Here is a 16,067-nt window from a genome sequence, read left to right as displayed (position 1 = left end):
GAAGTCCCCTCCCCCGCCGAAGTCGCCGCCGAAGTCCCCGGGATCGAAGTTCGCGCCGGAGACGTCCCCACCGTCGTAGCCGCCGCTGCCGAAGTCGCCGTAACCCGTGCCGTAGTCGGACGCGTAGGACGGCGTGGACATCATGCTGCCCAGCAGGGTGCCGACGAGCAGGCCGGGGAGGAGGCCGCCGCCGAAGTAGCCGCCCGCCCAGGGGCCGTAGGCCGGGCCCGCGTCCCAGTAGGGGCGGCGGCCGTAGTCCGTGTCGACCTCGCGGATCATCGGGTCACGGCCGTCGGCGAGCCGGGCCTGGTCGGCCGCGCAGACCGGGACCTCGCGGGGTGCGCCCCCGGCCGGTGTCCAGGTGGCGTCGGCGACCGACGGGCCGTGGCGCGGGTCGAAGAAGCAGGGCGCGCGACGCTCGGGCAGCGGGCGGCCCTCACGGCGGGCGGCGAGCTGCGCGAGCGAGAAACGGCCGTCCTCCAGGGCCTGCGTGACGGCCCGGACGTCCTCGGGTTTCGTCGCCGCCGCCATGTACGACTTCGCCTGTTCGTAGGCGTCGAGGGCGCGTTCGTAGTCGGCGCGCATCGCGTCGTCGGCGCCTGGTTCCGCCGGGTGGAATTCGAGCCTGTCCAGCTCCTCGCCGAACGCGGTGATGTCCTCGTCGACCACCACCCGCAGTTTGTCCAGCGCGGCCCGCTGCTCCTCCAGCCTGCGGCGGCGGGAACGCCGTACGAGGGTGTACGCCCCCGCGCCACCGGCCACCAGGACCCCGCCCGCGACGATCAGCGCCGTACCGGAGAGACGCCGTTGCCACTTGAAGACCCGCCCCAGGACGCGGGCGCCGAGCCGCCCATGTTGGCGAGCGCGCGGTCGGTGAAGTCGTCGAGCTGGGTCTTCGCGTCCTCACCCTGCACGCTGCTGACCAGGTTCTTCACGGCCGCGTTCGACAGGACCGAGGAGTCCGCGCGGGCGTCGAAACGGTCGCCGAGGCGGATCGCGTAGAGGCCGGTGATGCCGGTGGCGGTGCGGAGGTTCGTGAAGAGGTTCGCCGTCGGGTAGCCGGCCGGGAGGACCACGACGAAGACCGGCTTGTCCGCCTTCTTGATGCGCTGCGCGAGCGCGTCCGCGGACGGCAACGCGGACGCGGAAGGGTCGACGTAGACGGGCCCCTCGCGCAGGGCCCGGCCGATCGTCGAGACGCCGGTGTCCGCGGCGGCCGGGGACACCATGGTCAGCGCGGTGAGCAACAGGGCCACGAGCAACCCCGGGAGGCTTCGGCCCCAAGCGACAGCCTTCATAATCCGACGCTAGCGGACGCGCCCTGAAGGGGCGCGGGGAACTGCGCGACCAGCCACGACGAAGCCGCAGCCGACCGACAACCCCTCGCACCCCTACAGCGACTCCCTTACGCCGCCCGGTAAGCCTCCTCCAGCTTCTGTACGGCCGCCCTGTACTTCCCGGTCAGCAACAGATGGTCCGCGTCGGCGAACGGCTTCGACACCGCCGCCGTGATGTTCTGGCCCACCTTCTGCTGAACGATCAGCCGCGCCTGCGTGACAAGCGCCTTGCCCGCCTCCGCCGACCGCGCCTTCCCGGCGGCAGCCTCCAGCGCCTTCAGGGTGGACGCGCCACCCGTCGGCGCCTTCGCCACGGTCGTCAGACCCCAGCCGTACGGGAACTGCGGATCGTACGTCGTGTCGCCGACGTTGATCGGCAGCTGGGCCTCCGACTTCGGCCAGGTGACGGGGAGTTGACCGGTGAAGGAGCGCTTGCCGTAGAGGACGTCGGCCACACCGTCGCCCTCGGTGCCCGGCAGCCAGGAGGCGACCACGGCGTCGATCTTCGGCAGCCGGTCGCCGATCAGCTGCGGGCGCCCGGAGACGATCAGCACCGCGCACTTCATCGCCGCGCACACCTTGTCCACGGCTGCCTGGTCGGCGGGGGTCAACGTCAGGTCGTTGCCGTTGCCCACGTCTCCGATGCCCTCGGCGTACGGGGTCTCGCCGACCACGACCACACCGACGTCGTAGCCGCTGGTCGATGCGGACGCGTCCTTGGAGTACGTGACGTCACCGCCGGCGTTCTTCATGCCCTGGAGGATGGTCGTGCCGGTGGTGTTCGTGCCGGACGAGCCCTGCCAGGTGATGGTCCAGCCACCGGTCTGGTTGCCGAGGTCGTCGGCGTTGGAACCGGCGACATAGACCTTCTGCGACTTCTTCAGCGGGAGCACGCCGTTCGCGTTCTTCAGCAGCACCTGCGACTCGGCCGCCGCCTGCCGCGCCACGGCGCGGTGTGAACTGGACCCGATCTGCGCCGCGTTGCTCGTGTCGGCGTACGGCTTCTCGAAGAGGCCGAGCTTGAACTTCTGGGTGAGGATGCGCGATACGGCGTCGTCGATCCGCTTCTCGGTGACGGCGCCGGCCTTCACCTGGGCGATCAGGGTCGCGGTGAAGTCCTTGTAGCTGTACGGGACCATCATCATGTCGACGCCCGCGTTGACCGAGGTGCTGACGTGGGACGCGTAGTCGCCGGGGAGTTGGTCGATGGCGTTCCAGTCGCTGATGACGAAGCCGTCGAAGCCCATCCGGTTCTTGAGGACGCCGTTGATCATGTCGGCGCGGGCGTGCATCTTCACCGGGCCGAGGCCGTCGCCGACGATGTCGAGCGAGGAGTAGGACGGCATGACCGTGCCGATGCCCCGGCCGACCGCCGTCTGGTACGGCGCCAGGTGGATGGCTTCCAGCTGCTGGCGGGTGACGGTGGTGACGCCCTGGTCGATGGTGTAGGTGCCGGTGGTCGAGGAGCCGTAGGCCGTGCCGCCGTCGCCGACGAAGTGCTTGGCGGTGGCGAGGACCTTGTCGTCGTCCTTCAACTGCCTGCCGTTCGCGGCGCCTTGGAGGCCCTGGATCATCGTCTCCATGGACTGCACGAGCGCCGGGTCCTCGCCGAAGGACTCGTAGGAGCGGCCCCAGCGTTCGTCACGGGTGACGCAGAGGCAGGGCGCGAAGTCCCACGGGACACCGGTCGACCGGACCTCACTGGCCGTCACCGCGCCTGTTTTCTCGGCGAGTTGTGGGTCGCGGGTCGCGCCGATGCCGATGTTGTGCGGCATGATCGTGGCACCGGCCAGGTTGTTGTGGCCGTGCACCGCGTCGACGCCGTAGATCAGCGGGATCTGGAACCGCGTTGCCTGCGCCCGGAGTTGGAACGAGTCGATCATCTTCGCCCAGGCCGCGGCGGTGTTGGGCGTCGGGGTCGAGCCGCCGCCGGAGAGCAGTGAGCCGAGGTCGTAGGAGGCGATGTCGGCGCCCGTGCCGATGCCGCCGCGTTCGGCCTGGGTCATCTGGCCGGCCTTCTCCTCCAGCGACATGCGCTTGACGAGGTCGGCGACGCGCTTCTTGATGGGCAACTTGCTGTCCAGGTACGGCAGTCCGTGCGCGTCGATGACGACCTGCGGGGTCTCGGTCGGGGCCTTGGCGCCGGTGACCGTGAGCTTCAGCGGGATCGTCTCGGCGTTCTCGGGGGACTTGTCCTTGAGGGTGCGGACCTGCACGGTCTGCGTGGTGCCGGACGCGGTGCCCGCCGGGAAGGTGAGCGTGCCGGAGACCGGGGTGTAGTCCTTGCCGGAGGTCGCGGTGCCGCCGTCGGAGGTGTAGGCGACGGTCACCGGGTCGTCGATCGGCGCGGAGCCGGTGGTGGCGACGGTGACCTTGACCGTGGCCGTACCGCCTTCCTTCACCGGGTAGACGGCGGAGTCGGTGACGACGGAGGCGCGCAGCGATTGATCCGCCTTGCCGTACAACTCGACGTCGTCCATGGCGAATTGGCTGTGGATGCCGACCGGGAGGGTGACCGCGTAGCCCCACATCTGGGTGAGGCCCAGGACGTGGTCGATGCCGCCGACGGGCTGGTAGTCCGTGCGGTAGACGAAGTTCGTGAACGGGATCTCGATCTGCTTCCAGCCCGTGAAGTTGTCCGTGAAGGACGTCGTCCACAGCTCGGAGGCCTCGCCGTTGGCGCCGCCGTCCTTGATCTCGAAGTTGCTCGACTTGCCCGTGTTCTGGCCGTCCCACCAGAAGCGGATGCCCTGGTGGGCGGACCAGTCGTGGGCGGGTTCGGTCGCGGCGAAGTCGTGGGTGAAGCCGCCGTAGCCGCTGATGTCGTAGGTGCCGCTGAGTACCTTCTCGCCCTCGGGGGCGTCCGGTCTCGCGGTCAGCGCCAGCTGGGGCGGGTCGTCGTTGTCGCTGCCCCAGGTGAAGATGCCCTCGGCGGGCTGGCTCGCGAAGGGCACCTCGCCCTCGAAGCGGTCGACGGGAGTGGGGGCTGGGTCGGCGGCGGCGGCCGCCTGGGAGACGGCGGCCGGTGACAGCAGCGCGGCGCACAGGGCGGTGGAAACGAGCAGGGCGGTTCTTGGCATGGACCTTCCCTCGGCTCTGGAGCTCTGGTTCACTCTGGGATCGCACAGTTCACTCATGGCTTAGATCACGCCGTGAGTTAACTAACGGCCCGCAGACCCGTCAAGACGTCTCGTCAGGAAGGGCTAACGCATCCATGTCCAGGAGAACCCCCCGCACGGCCCGGCTGCTGCTCGCCGGACTGCTCTCCGTGGCCGGCTTCACCGCCGCCGTACCCCCCGCGCACGCGGCCGGTGAACAGGTCACGGCCTGGCTCACCACCACCGACGACGCCGCCGGACGCCATGTCACCCGTGGCCTCCAGGCCCAGACCCCGTTCGCCTTCTCGTCCGGGACGGGCGGCAGCGGCGAGAACATCACCGTCGACGAGAACACCCGCTACCAGACCTTCACCGGCGGCGGTGCGTCCTTCACGGACACCGCGGCCTGGCTGATGAACAGCAGCGGCGCGCTGTCGGCGGCGACCCGCAACGCGACGATGACCAAGCTGTTCTCGCCGACGGACGGGATCGGGCTGTCGTTCCTGCGCAACCCGATGGGCGCGTCGGACCTGGCGCGGTACGGGTACACGTACGACGACGTGGCCTCCGGCGCGACCGACCCGAACCTCACGTCGTTCTCGATCGCGCACGACCTGGCCGATGTCGTGCCGCTCACCAAGCAGGCGTTGAGTCTCAACCCCTCTCTGACTGTCATGGCCTCGCCATGGACGGCCCCGGCCTGGATGAAGGACAGCGGTTCGCTCAACGGCGGCTGGCTGAAGTCCGAGGACTACGGCGCCTACGCCGACTACTTCGTCAAGTACCTCCAGGCGTACAAGGACCAGGGCGTTCCGGTCTCGTACGTGACCGTCCAGAACGAGCCGACCTGCTGCTCCGGCTACCCGTCGATGAGCTGGAACGCGTCCGGGCTCGCGTACTTCACGAAGAGCGAACTGCTCCCGAAGCTCAACGCGTCGGGCCTGACGACGAAGGTGCTGGCCCACGACTGGAACTGGGACGTGTACGACTCGTACGCGGCCTCGACGGTGGACGACGCGGCGGTCCGCTCCAACCCCAACTTCGGCGGGATCGCCTGGCACGGCTACAGCGACATCAGCGGGGTCACCAAGCAGACCACCGTCCACAACCAGTACCCCACCCTCGACGCCTTCGGCACCGAGCACTCCGGCGGCACCTGGATCGCCAACCAGCAGCGCGAGGACATGAACAACATCATCGACTACACCCGCAACTGGGCGAAGTCGGTCACCAAGTGGTCGCTGGCCGTGGACCAGAACATGGGCCCGCACAACGGGGGTTGCGGCACCTGCACGGGTCTCATCACCGTCCACAACGGTGACGGCGCGAGCGGGACCGTCGACTACACCGTCGAGTACTACACGATGGGCCAGCTGACGAAGTTCGTCCGGCCGGGCGCGCAGCGGATCGCCTCCACGGCATCCACGAACGTGCCGAACGTGGCGTGGCGCAACCCGGACGGCTCGAAGGCGCTGATCGCGTACAACGACGCGTCCACCGCGAAGACCGTCACCATCAACTGGGGCGGCCAGCACGCGACTTACTCCCTCCCCGGCAAGACCTCCGCGACCTTCACCTGGACGGGCACGCAGTCCGGCGGGGGCGCCCAGACCGGCGCGTTCGTGGGCCTGGCGAGCAAGTGCCTTGACGTGGCCGGTGCTTCGACCACCAACGGCACCGCCGTCCAGCTCTACGACTGCAACGGCTCGGCCGCGCAGCAGTGGACCGTGGGCACCGACGGCACGGTGCGCTCGCTCGGCAAGTGCCTCGACGTGACGTCCGCTTCGACGGCGGACGGGGCGAAGGTGCAGTTGTACGACTGCAATGGAACCGCCGCGCAACAGTGGTCGTACAACTCCACGACCGGTGATGTGGTGAATACAGCGGCCAACAAGTGCCTTGATGTGACGGGCAATTCATCGACGAACGGGACGCGGGCACAGATCTGGACATGCACGGGGGCCGCCAACCAGAAATGGCATCTGCAGTAGGACAGGGCGGGTCGTGTCCCGCCCTCGACGGGGGGCGGGACATGAAACGTGTCGGAGTGACGGCTGTGGGTGTGACGGCCGGGGTGGGCTTACTGAGCGCCTGCAGCCCGGCGCAGCTGCCACTGGCCGCGGCCTGGCTGGACACGGACGGACGGCCGGTCGCGCTGGTACGGCCGTGCGGTCACGACCGCGCGGGGAGCATCCACCTCAGCAGTTGGACCGCGGACGAAACGGCGGACGGGGCGAGCGGGACACCGGAGGGCCAGGGCTCGGACACCGGCTGGGGGACACCCCTCGTAGGGCCCCACGGGGAGCCCTTCGGCACGACGACGTTCCCGCTCTTCGAGCCGCCCCGCTCGTGGCGGACCGAGGCGGTCGGGCCCCAGGCACTGGCGCCCGGCCGTACCTATTACCTCAAGTTCACGGTGCCCGGCGGCGCCGTCGTCCACTACAGCGGCGTCCTCGACTTCACCGCGAAGGACCTCACGTCGCTGCACTCCGGCCAGGTCTGGGCCGACGGCCGTGCGATGAGCCGGGACGACTTCGACGACCTCGTGGACGACAAATGCTGACCCGGGCGCGGGGGCGGGGTCGACGGGGCGCGGCCGCGGTCGCGGGTGTCGTGGCCGGGGGTTTGCTGCTCAGTGGATGCGGGGCCGTCGATCTGCCGCTGGCCGGGGTGCGGCTCGGGGCGGACGGGGTGCCGCACGCGCTGATCCGGCCGTGCGGGGACGACGACTACCAGTCGCCGTCGCTCGACGGCTGGGCCAGGGGGATCGACGACGGGCCGGTCACCACGGGGTGGGACGTGCGGAAGGAGAAGCTGACCGGGGACGCCGAGTTCCCGCTCTTCTCGCCTCCGGCCGCCTGGAAGGCCCGGCATCGCGGTGCGCGGCAACTCCAGCCGAAATACCACTACTCGATGTCCTTCGGGCACTACATCACCGGCGACTCCTACAACGGCGTCGTCGACTTCACGACCGAGCAGATCACCGCCCTCAAGCCCGGCCAGGTCTGGGCCGACGACAAGGCCATGAGCCTCGGCGAGTTCGAGAAACTCGCCGAGAACTCCTGCTGAGGGCGGGCTACTTGGCGGGCTCGACGCCGGCGCGGAGGAGGCCGTAGGTGTACGCGTCCTCCAGTGCCTGCCAGGACGCGGCGATGACGTTCTCCGCGACGCCGACCGTCGACCACTCGCCCGAGCCGTCGGACGTGGAGATCAGGACGCGGGTCGTGGAGGACGTGCCGTGGACGCCTTCCAGGATGCGGACCTTGTAGTCGACGAGGTCGAGCTTGGCGAGCTGGGGGTAGATCTTCTCCAGGGCCACGCGCAGGGCGCGGTCGAGGGCGTTGACCGGGCCGTTGCCCTCCGCCGTGGCGACGATGCGCTCGCCCTTGGCGTACAGCTTGACCGTGGCCTCGTTGGCGTGGCTGCCGTCGGGGCGGTCCTCGACGATCGCGCGCCAGGACTCGACCTGGAAGTAGGAGCGGGCCTTGCCCTCCGCCTCGGCGCGCAGCAGGAGTTCGAAGGACGCGTCGGCCGCTTCGTAGGTGTAGCCCTTGAGTTCACGTTCCTTGACGCGGTCCACGACCCGGCCGACCAGCTCGCGGTCGCCGCTGATGTCGACGCCGAGTTCCTTGCCCTTGAGCTCGATGGAGGCGCGGCCGGCCATGTCGGAGACCAGCATCCGCATGGTGTTGCCGACCTGCTCGGGGTCGATGTGCTGGTACAGGTCGGGGTCGACCTTGATCGCGGAGGCGTGCAGGCCGGCCTTGTGGGCGAAGGCCGACACGCCTACGTAGGGCTGGTGCGTGGAGGGGGTGAGGTTGACGACCTCGGCGATGGCGTGGGAGATGCGGGTCATCTCGCGGAGCTTGCCGTCGGGGAGGACCTTCTTGCCGTACTTCAGCTCCAGGGCGGCGACCACCGGGAACAGGTTGGCGTTGCCGACGCGCTCGCCGTAGCCGTTCGCCGTGCACTGGACGTGGGTGGCGCCCGCGTCGACGGCGGCGAGGGTGTTGGCGACCGCGCAGCCGGTGTCGTCCTGGGTGTGGATGCCGAGCCGGGCGCCGGTGTCGGCGAGGACGGTGGCGACGACCGCCTGGACCTGGGCCGGGAGCATCCCGCCGTTGGTGTCGCAGAGGATCACGACGGACGCGCCGGCGTCGGAGGCCGCACGGACGACGGCCTTGGCGTACTCGGGGTTGGCGCGGTAGCCGTCGAAGAAGTGCTCGCAGTCGACGAAGACGCGGCGGCCCCGGGCGACCAGGTGGGAGACGGTGTCGCGGACCATCTCCAGGTTCTCGTCGAGGGTGGTACGCAGGGCCAACTCGACATGCCGGTCATGGGACTTGGCGACCAGGGTGATGACATCGGCACCGGAGTCCAGAAGCGCCTTGACCTGCGGGTCCTCGGCGGCCTTGGCACCGGCGCGGCGGGTGGCGCCGAACGCGACGAGCTGCGCGTGCTTGAAGTCGATCTCCTGCCGGGCGCGGGCGAAGAACTCGGTGTCCCTCGGGTTGGCGCCCGGCCAGCCTCCCTCGATGAAACCGACGCCGAAGTCGTCCAGGTGCCGGGCGATGGCCAGCTTGTCCGCGACGGTGAGGTTGATGCCCTCCCGCTGCGCGCCGTCACGCAGGGTCGTGTCGAAGACGTGGAACGCATCGTCGAGTGCGCTGGTTTCCGTCATGGTGTCTGGCTCCTGAGGATCTGAATCTCGGTCTGTACCGGAATGACCGGCTCCACCGTCCCTCAATGATCACTCGCACTGCTTTCCCGGCTGAAGATGGGCCAGAAAAGCGAAAAACCCCTCGCGGGTGCGAGAGGTCTGCGCGCGGGTCGAGTGACGACGGTGATCGCCCGTACCTGGTCGTACGAGGCGGTCACTGCGGACCGGCGCGCCTGCTGCCAATAATCGTGGCGAACGAGAACACGGAGGCAGTCTGGCACAGCCCCCGTGTCTCGCTCATGTGCGTCTCAGGATGCGGTCGATCACTTCAGGTGACGTACGAAGACGTCGGTGGTGTCGTTGGCGTCGCCGGCCGGGATCAGGGTCGGGTCGTAGGTCAGGAACACGACCCGGCGGCCGCCGTCGGCGATCCCGCCCGGGGCGACGACGGCCGAGGCCGTGCCGCCGGTGCGGTCCGGGGTGACGAGGGTCGTGGTACCCCTCCTCAGGTCCCGCAGGTAGACGGGGTTCTCCGTGCCGTACTGGCTGCCGGGCTCCACCACCTTCGATATGAACGTCACGTACCGGCCGTCGGCGCTCACCGCGGGCTCGCGGGTGTAGACCTCGCCGGTGCCGCCCTGGGTGCCGTGGATACGGCGGTTCTTGCCGGTGGCGATGTCGTGCACGAAGACGTTCCAGCTGACGTCGTTGTCGTCGGGCACGAGGTGGGTGTCGCGGGACTCGAAGACGACGGTGCGGCCGTTTCCGCTGATGGACGGTTTCAGGGACTCCTTCTCGGTCGCCGAGCCGTCGTAGGAGCGGTCGATCTGGGTGTACGCGTGCGTGCGGCGGTCGTAGAGCCAGACGTCGCCCCAGTCGTCGCCGCGCGGGCCGTTGGCGTAGGTGTACTGGTAGACGACGCGGCGGCCGTCGTCGCTGACCGTCGGCTCGAAGGCGTTGCGGGGCTCCCAGGTCGGGCGGGGGTGGCTGATCCGCTCGGTGGTGCCGGCCACGCGGTCGCGCAGGAAGACCACGCTGCCCTCGCCGGTCCGGCGGAGCGTGTAGACGGCGTAGCGGCCGTCGGGGCTGACGGAGAACTCGGCGGGCGGGCCGGTGAATCCCTCGGGGATCTCGATGCCGAAGGGCTTCTGCCCGGGCCTGCCCGGGGTGACCAGGTACGCCTCGTCGTTCTGGTGGTAGACGTAGCGGCCGTCGTTCAGTACGGCCACGATGCCGCCGAATCCGGCGAAGCGGGTGGTGTGGGTGCGCAGGTCCCGGATGTACATGCCGCCGTGCGGGACGTTCGGGTCGAGATCCTCGGCGGCCGAATCGAAGGCCACGTAGCGGCCGTTGCGGCTGATGACGGGCCCGGACGAGGTGCCGTCGCCCGCCTGTCCCCCGGGCGTGACGCTGACCGGCTCGGTGTGCGCGACTCTGGGCGCGGCGCTCGCCGCGGGCCCGGTGAACGCCACGGCGGTGGCGATCAGGGCTGCGGCGAGCGCGGTGCGGGTGGTGGTGTTCAAGTGCGGTTCCCCCGTGAACTATCCGTGGTGGTCGGTCAGTTGAGGCGGTCGACGAAGACGTCGGAGACGCCGTTGCTGTCGGCCGGGACGAGGTTGGTGGCCGGGGACGCGAGAGTGGCGGACCTGCCGTCGGCGTCGAGGTCGACGAGGTAGGTCGGGGCGTCGGCGCCCGGGGTCAGTTGTCGGACCGTGCCGGTGCGCAGGTCCTTGACGAAGATGTCGGCGACGCCGTCCGTGTCGCCGGGGACGAGGTTCGTGGCGCTGGAACTGAACGCCGCGTACCGGCCGTCGGCGCTCAGGCTCACGCCGTAGCTGGCCCCGTCGCCCTGGGTGCCGTCGGCCGCGGTGCTGAGACGGACGGTGGTCTGCCTGGTCCGGTCGAAGAGGAACACGTCGGTCGTCTTGTTGGTGTCGCCGGGGACGAGGCTGTCGACGTTGGAGGCGAAGGCGACGAGGCGGGTGTTCGCGCTCATGGACGGCCCGAACGAACTGCTCTTGTAGACGAAGCGGGTGGGGATGCTGATCTGCTCGGTGACACCCTTGACCCGGTCGCGGACGTACACGTTCTGGGCGTGGGTCCAGTCGTGCGCCGGGTCCAGCTGGGCCGACGTCGTGAACGCCACATAGCGGCCGTCGGTGCCCAGCGCGGGCTGGAGCGCGTCACCGTCGCCCTGGGCGCCGCCGGTGGTGAACTGGACCAGTTCGTCACGGCCGGTCCTGCGGTCGTGGACGACCACGTCCTCCCGGCCGTTGGTGTCGCCGGGCACGGTGTCCGGGGACGCGGTGACGTAGGCGACGTAGCGGCCGTTCCCGCTGATGGTGGGCGCGCTGTTGAGGTGGGGCGCCGGGGTGGCCGGCGCGTGACCGTGGCTGACGCGTTCGGTGCGGCCGGTCCGCAGGTCGCGGAGGTAGATGTCCTCGGCGCCGTTCGTGTCGCCCTTGGTGAGCGCGGCCGTGGTGACGAAGACGAGATACCTGCCGTCCGCGCTGAACGCCGACCGGTCCACGATCGGCCCCTGCGCGACGCGCACCGTACGGCCGGTGCGCAGATCGCGGACGAAGAGGTCGGTGACGCCGTTGTGGTCGCCCGGGACGAGGTTGGTCGCGGCCGAGGCGAACGCCACATAGCGGCCGTCGGCGCTGATCGCGGGTGTGGTGGAGGCTCCGTCGGCCTGGGTGCCGCGGGCGCCGGTGCTGATCCGTTCGAGGCGGGGCGCGTGCGGTGCCGAGAGCGCCGGGGCGGCGGCGCCCAGCGCGAGGAGCAGCGCGGCCCCTAAGGAGATGCTTGAGGTGCGTGTGGACATGAACATGGTTCCCCCCGAAACCTTGTCTTCCCCCGGTCCCGCACCGGGGACTCACAAGGATGCAAGCGCACCGGGCACCCCGGGTCAATGCGCTCGTCTGCGTACAACCCGGGCGCATCCTCACGCGTCCGCGAGAAGCCCTTCTTCCACGAACTCCCTTACGTGGCCGAGAACTTGTGCCCGGTCCGTGCCGCGCAGGCCGATCGCCACGTGGATGGAGAAGCCGTCGAGGAGGGCACGGAGGCGGGCCGCGAAGCGGTCGGGGTCGACTCGGCGGAACTCGCCGCGCGAGACGCCCTCCGCGATCAGGGCGACGAGGTCGCGGTGCCAGACTCCCTCGATGGCGGCCTGCCGGTCACGTGCCACAGCGTCGGCGTTCTGCGAGCGGTTCCAGACCTCCAGCCAGAGCGTCCAGTGCGGGTCGCGGTGGCCGTCGGGGACGTACAGGTCGACGTAGGCGTCCAGGCGTTGGCGTGCGGAGGCCGTGCGGGTGAGCAGGCGTCCGCGTTCCGCGCCGAGCCTGCCCTCGCTCCACTCCAGGGTCTGGAGCAGCAGTTCGTCCTTGGAGTGGAAGTAGTAGAGGAGATGGCCGCTGCTCATGCCGACCTCGCGGCCGAGCGCCGCCATGGTGAGTTGTTCAAGACCGCGTTCGGCGATCATGCCCATGGCTGCGGCGAGCACCTCCTCGCGCGGCGGCGCGTTCTTCCGCCCACCGGCCATCGCCCGACTCCCTATACCTTCGGCTGCTGTTGTGTGACGCAGTGGATGCCGCCACCGCCCGCGAAGATCGTACGGGCGTCCACCGGCGTGACCGTCCGCTCGGGGAAGAGGCCCCGGAAGATCCCGGCCGCGACCTCGTCGTGCGGGTCGTCGAAGGCGCAGAGCACGACCCCGCCGTTGCAGAGGTAGTGGTTGATGTAGGAGTAGTCGACCCAGTGCCCGTCGGCCTCCAGCACCTGCGGGGCGGGGACTTCCACGACCTCCAACGGGCGGCCCTTCGCGTCGGTCTCGGCACGCAGGAGGGCGAGGTACTCCTGGGAGCGGGCGTGGTCCGGGTGGGCCGGGTCGCGCTGGCTGTGGACCAGTACCGTGCCGGGCCGCGCGAAGGCCGCGACGATGTCGACGTGGCCCTGGGTGCCGTAGACGCCGTAGTCGCCGGTGAGGCCGTGCGGGAGCCAGATCGCCTTTGTGGTGCCGAGCCTGGCATGGATCTCCGCCTCGACCTGCTCGCGCGTCCAGCCGGGGTTGCGGCCGGCGCCGAGCTGGACGGTCTCGGTGAGCAGGACCGTGCCCTCGCCGTCGACGTGGATCGCGCCGCCCTCGTTGACGAGAGCGCTGCTGAGTGCCGGGACTCCGGCCAGGTCGGCGACATGGCGGGCGATCTTGGAGTCGTGCTCCCAGCGGGCCCACTCCTGGGCGCCCCAGCCGTTGAACGTCCAGTCGACGGCGGCCAGTTGAGAGCCGTCGGTGACGAATGTCGGGCCGATGTCCCGCATCCACGCGTCGTCGAGGTCGCGCTCGACCAGGTCGACCTCCGGGCCGAGCAACGCGCGTGCCCCCTCGCCCTGACCGGGCCCGTGCACCATCGTCACCGGCTCGAAGCGGCGCACGGCACGAGCCACGGACGCCCACGCGGCGCGGGCCTCGGCCAGCTCCTCCTCGGTGGTGAAGGTGGGGTTGGGTCCCGGCCAGGCCATCCAGGTGCGCTCGTGCGGGGCCCACTCGGGGGGCATGCGATAGGTCATGAGGAACTCCGGGGGGCCTAGAGGAAGTAGAGGCGGTTGAGGGAGACCGAGTCGGCGGGCTCGGAGCGGATCGGCTCGCCGTCCAGGGTGACCAGGCCGGTGCGCTGGTCGACGTCGACCGCTCCGGTACGGGAGTTGAGCCGCAGGTCGGCGGGGCCGATACCGCGCGTGCCGCGAACCGCCACCCGGCGGCGGCGAGTCGGCATCGTGTCGTTGCCCTGGTCCAGGGCCGCCTGCGCGACGAACGCCACGGAGATGTCGGCGGGCGTGCCGCCGTGCGCGCCGAACTGCGGTCCCAGGACGAGGGGTTCGCAGGTGTCGGTCGCCGCGTTCGGGTCGCCGACCACACCGTAGGCCGGGAATCCGGACTTCAGCACCAGCTGCGGTTTCGCGCCGAAGTACTCGGGCCGCCACAGCACGATGTCGGCGAGCTTGCCGACCTCCAGCGACCCCACCTCGTGGACAAGTCCGTGCGCGATGGCGGGGTTGATGGTCAGCTTGGCGATATAGCGCAGGACGCGTTCGTTGTCGTGGTCCTCAGGGGCGCCGAGTTCGGCCTTCATCTTCCCGGCCATCGCGAACGTACGGCGGACCGTCTCCCCCGCCCGGCCCATGCCCTGCGCGTCCGACGAGGTGATGCCGATCGCGCCCAGGTCGTGCAGCACGTCCTCCGCGCCCATCGTCCCGGCGCGGATACGGTCGCGGGCCATCGCCGCGTCGCCGGGCAGGTCGGTCTTCAGGTCGTGGACGGAGACGATCATGCCGTAGTGCTCGGCGACCGCGTCCCGGCCGAAGGGGAGGGTGGGGTTGGTGGAGGAGCCGATGACGTTCGGAACTCCGGCCATTTTCAGCACATTCGGCACATGTCCGCCGCCGCAGCCCTCGATGTGGAAGGCGTGGATCGTGCGGCCCTCCAGCACGCGCAGGGTGTCCTCGACGGACAGGCACTCGTTCAACCCGTCGCTGTGCAGGGCGACTTGGACGTCGTACTCCTCGGCGACCCGCAACGCCGTGTCCAGCGCGCGGGTGTGGGCGCCCATGTCCTCGTGCACCTTGAAGCCGGACGCGCCGCCCTCGGCCAGCGCCTCAACGAGCGGGGCCGCGTCGGACGACGAACCCCGGCCCAGGAAGCCGATGTTGACCGGCCAGGCGTCGAAGGCGTTGAAGGTGTGGCGCAGTGCCCAGGGCGAGTTGACGCCGACGCCCCACACCGGGCCGAACTCCTGCCCGATGATCGTGGTGACCCCGGAGGCGAGGGAGGCCTCCATGATGCGCGGCGACAGCAGATGGACGTGCGTGTCGATGGCACCGGCGGTGGCGATGAGCCCCTCTCCGGAGACGATGGACGTACCGGTGCCGACGACGACGTCGACCCCGTCGAGGGTGTCGGGGTTCCCGGCCCGCCCGATGGAGCAGATCCGCCCTTCCCGGATCCCGATGGACACCTTGCGGACGCCCTGCACGGCGTCGATCACGACGACATTGCTGACGACCACATCGCAGGTCTCGCGCACGGCGGCGGCCTTGAGGTGCAGTCCGTCGCGGGCGGTCTTGCCGAAGCCCGCGAGGAACTCGTCGCCGTAGCGCTGCGAGTCGGACTCCACGCGGATCGTCAGGCCCGAGTCGCCGAGGCGGACGCGGTCACCGGCGCGGGGGCCGTGAGTGGCGGCGTACTCGTACGGGTTCACAGCTCAACTCCCAGGTATCCGCAGGCGATTGCCCGGCGCAGGGCTTCTTCCTTCGCGCCCGGCGCGTCCAGCGGTCCGTCGACGAGCCCGGCGAAACCGATCGCGATCCGCTCGCCGCCGATCGGGAGCAGACCGACCTCGGCGCTCTCGCCGGGGCCGAAGCGGACGGACGATCCGGCGGGGACGGCGAGCCGCATGCCGTAGGCCTCGGCGCGTGGGAAGTCGAGGCGCGGGTTGGCCTCGAAGAAGTGGAAGTGGGAGGTCACGGAGACGGGGACGGTCGCGGTGTTGGTGACGGTGAGCCGGACGACCGCCTCGGGCTCGGCGTGCGCGGGGCCGGGGAGGAGCGCGCCCGGGGCGTGGTCGGCGAGCGCTCCGCCGCCGATGGGGTCGGAGACGATCGCGAGGCGCGAACCGTCGTCGAAGACCGCCTCGACGTGGACCTCGGTGACGACGTCCGCGACGCCCGGCAGGACGTCGTCGGGCCCCAGGACCGACCGGGCACGCTCGATCGCGAGAGCGAGCCTGAGACCGTCCCGGGCCGCCTCGCACACCGTGTCCGCGATGAGCGCGGTGGCCTCCGGCACGTTGAGCCGCAGGCCGCGCGCCTTGCGGGCGCGGGCCAGCTCGGCGGCACCGAAGAGCAGGAGGCGGTCGCGTTCGGTGGGCGTGAGCCGCATGAGGTTCCGTCCCTTCGTTTAGAGCAGCACTC

General features: G+C 70.2%; 11 protein-coding genes and 1 pseudogene. 3 read left to right on the top strand and 9 right to left on the bottom strand.

Features of this window, described 5'->3' with window-relative positions; translation table 11 throughout:
- Both JHN45_RS42295 and JHN45_RS42290 read right to left on the bottom strand, forming a co-directional pair.
- Nucleotides 1–1,298: pseudogene (locus tag JHN45_RS42295) on the bottom strand (hypothetical protein); the annotation flags it as partial.
- Nucleotides 1,299–1,405: 107 nt separating this feature from the next.
- Complete coding sequence (locus JHN45_RS42290) at nucleotides 1,406–4,417, bottom strand: glycoside hydrolase family 3 N-terminal domain-containing protein (protein ID WP_200712655.1); 3,012 nt, start codon at nucleotides 4,415–4,417, stop codon at nucleotides 1,406–1,408.
- 134 nt (nucleotides 4,418–4,551) lie between these two features.
- Between JHN45_RS42290 and JHN45_RS42285 the strand changes: the two genes are divergently transcribed.
- From JHN45_RS42285 to JHN45_RS42275, 3 genes are read left to right on the top strand one after another with little or no spacing between them, the layout of a single operon-like run.
- Nucleotides 4,552–6,426 (top strand): ricin-type beta-trefoil lectin domain protein, encoded by a 1,875-nt coding sequence (locus JHN45_RS42285; RefSeq protein WP_200712654.1) that lies wholly within the window; start codon nucleotides 4,552–4,554, stop codon nucleotides 6,424–6,426.
- 41 nt (nucleotides 6,427–6,467) lie between these two features.
- A complete protein-coding gene (locus tag JHN45_RS42280; RefSeq protein ID WP_200712653.1) occupies nucleotides 6,468–6,998 on the top strand; it encodes a hypothetical protein in 531 nt (176 codons plus the stop codon).
- Nucleotides 6,992–7,504, top strand: a complete 513-nt coding sequence (locus JHN45_RS42275) for a hypothetical protein (protein WP_201054637.1) — start codon at nucleotides 6,992–6,994, stop codon at nucleotides 7,502–7,504. The genes JHN45_RS42280 and JHN45_RS42275 overlap by 7 nt, the downstream gene beginning before the upstream one ends.
- A 7-nt stretch (nucleotides 7,505–7,511) precedes the next feature.
- On the opposite strand, the gene cimA is transcribed toward JHN45_RS42275, so the two are convergent.
- The 7 genes from cimA to ureA all read right to left on the bottom strand — a co-directional run bounded on the left by cimA (nucleotide 7,512) and on the right by ureA (nucleotide 16,035).
- Entirely contained in the window at nucleotides 7,512–9,116 is a 1,605-nt protein-coding gene (gene cimA / locus JHN45_RS42270) for a citramalate synthase (protein WP_200712651.1), read from the bottom strand.
- Between the two features lie 302 nt (nucleotides 9,117–9,418).
- Nucleotides 9,419–10,618 carry a PD40 domain-containing protein gene (locus JHN45_RS42265; RefSeq protein WP_200712650.1) on the bottom strand — a complete coding sequence of 400 codons (1,200 nt, stop codon included), beginning with the start codon at nucleotides 10,616–10,618 and terminating at the stop codon, nucleotides 9,419–9,421.
- 35 nt (nucleotides 10,619–10,653) lie between these two features.
- The gene (locus JHN45_RS42260) at nucleotides 10,654–11,922 is read right to left on the bottom strand and encodes a PD40 domain-containing protein (protein ID WP_200712649.1); all 1,269 of its coding nucleotides are present in this window, start codon (nucleotides 11,920–11,922) and stop codon (nucleotides 10,654–10,656) included.
- A 120-nt stretch (nucleotides 11,923–12,042) separates the two neighbouring features.
- Nucleotides 12,043–12,642: a TetR/AcrR family transcriptional regulator gene (locus JHN45_RS42255; RefSeq protein ID WP_200712648.1), complete on the bottom strand. Its 600-nt coding sequence runs from the start codon at nucleotides 12,640–12,642 to the stop codon at nucleotides 12,043–12,045.
- An 11-nt stretch (nucleotides 12,643–12,653) separates the two neighbouring features.
- Nucleotides 12,654–13,667, bottom strand: a complete 1,014-nt coding sequence (locus JHN45_RS42250; protein WP_200712647.1) for an agmatine/peptidylarginine deiminase — start codon at nucleotides 13,665–13,667, stop codon at nucleotides 12,654–12,656.
- 17 nt (nucleotides 13,668–13,684) lie between these two features.
- Nucleotides 13,685–15,355 carry an urease subunit alpha gene (locus JHN45_RS42245; RefSeq protein WP_200712646.1) on the bottom strand — a complete coding sequence of 557 codons (1,671 nt, stop codon included), beginning with the start codon at nucleotides 15,353–15,355 and terminating at the stop codon, nucleotides 13,685–13,687.
- On the bottom strand, nucleotides 15,352–16,035 hold the full coding sequence (gene ureA / locus JHN45_RS42240; RefSeq protein ID WP_200712645.1) for an urease subunit gamma: 684 nt from the start codon (nucleotides 16,033–16,035) through the stop codon (nucleotides 15,352–15,354). Before ureA ends, JHN45_RS42245 begins: the two co-directional genes overlap by 4 nt.
- Nucleotides 16,036–16,067 lie beyond the last annotated feature (32 nt).

It is taken from the genome of Streptomyces sp. MBT53 (assembly GCF_016654115.1).
Classification (GTDB): Bacteria; Actinomycetota; Actinomycetes; order Streptomycetales; family Streptomycetaceae; genus Streptomyces.
This window is presented reverse-complemented; position numbering and strand designations above follow the sequence as displayed.

Bases quoted from the DNA above. Each gene is read 5' to 3' on its own strand.
- JHN45_RS42280 (WP_200712653.1), top strand. From the start codon at position 6,468: ATGAAACGTGTCGGAGTGACGGCTGTGGGTGTGACGGCCGGGGTGGGC.
- cimA (WP_200712651.1), bottom strand. From the start codon at position 9,116: ATGACGGAAACCAGCGCACTCGACGATGCGTTCCACGTCTTCGACACG.
- JHN45_RS42250 (WP_200712647.1), bottom strand. From the start codon at position 13,667: ATGACCTATCGCATGCCCCCCGAGTGGGCCCCGCACGAGCGCACCTGG.
- JHN45_RS42285 (WP_200712654.1), top strand. From the start codon at position 4,552: ATGTCCAGGAGAACCCCCCGCACGGCCCGGCTGCTGCTCGCCGGACTG.
- JHN45_RS42275 (WP_201054637.1), top strand. From the start codon at position 6,992: ATGCTGACCCGGGCGCGGGGGCGGGGTCGACGGGGCGCGGCCGCGGTC.
- ureA (WP_200712645.1), bottom strand. From the start codon at position 16,035: ATGCGGCTCACGCCCACCGAACGCGACCGCCTCCTGCTCTTCGGTGCC.
- JHN45_RS42255 (WP_200712648.1), bottom strand. From the start codon at position 12,642: ATGGCCGGTGGGCGGAAGAACGCGCCGCCGCGCGAGGAGGTGCTCGCC.
- JHN45_RS42290 (WP_200712655.1), bottom strand. From the start codon at position 4,417: ATGCCAAGAACCGCCCTGCTCGTTTCCACCGCCCTGTGCGCCGCGCTG.
- JHN45_RS42260 (WP_200712649.1), bottom strand. From the start codon at position 11,922: ATGTCCACACGCACCTCAAGCATCTCCTTAGGGGCCGCGCTGCTCCTC.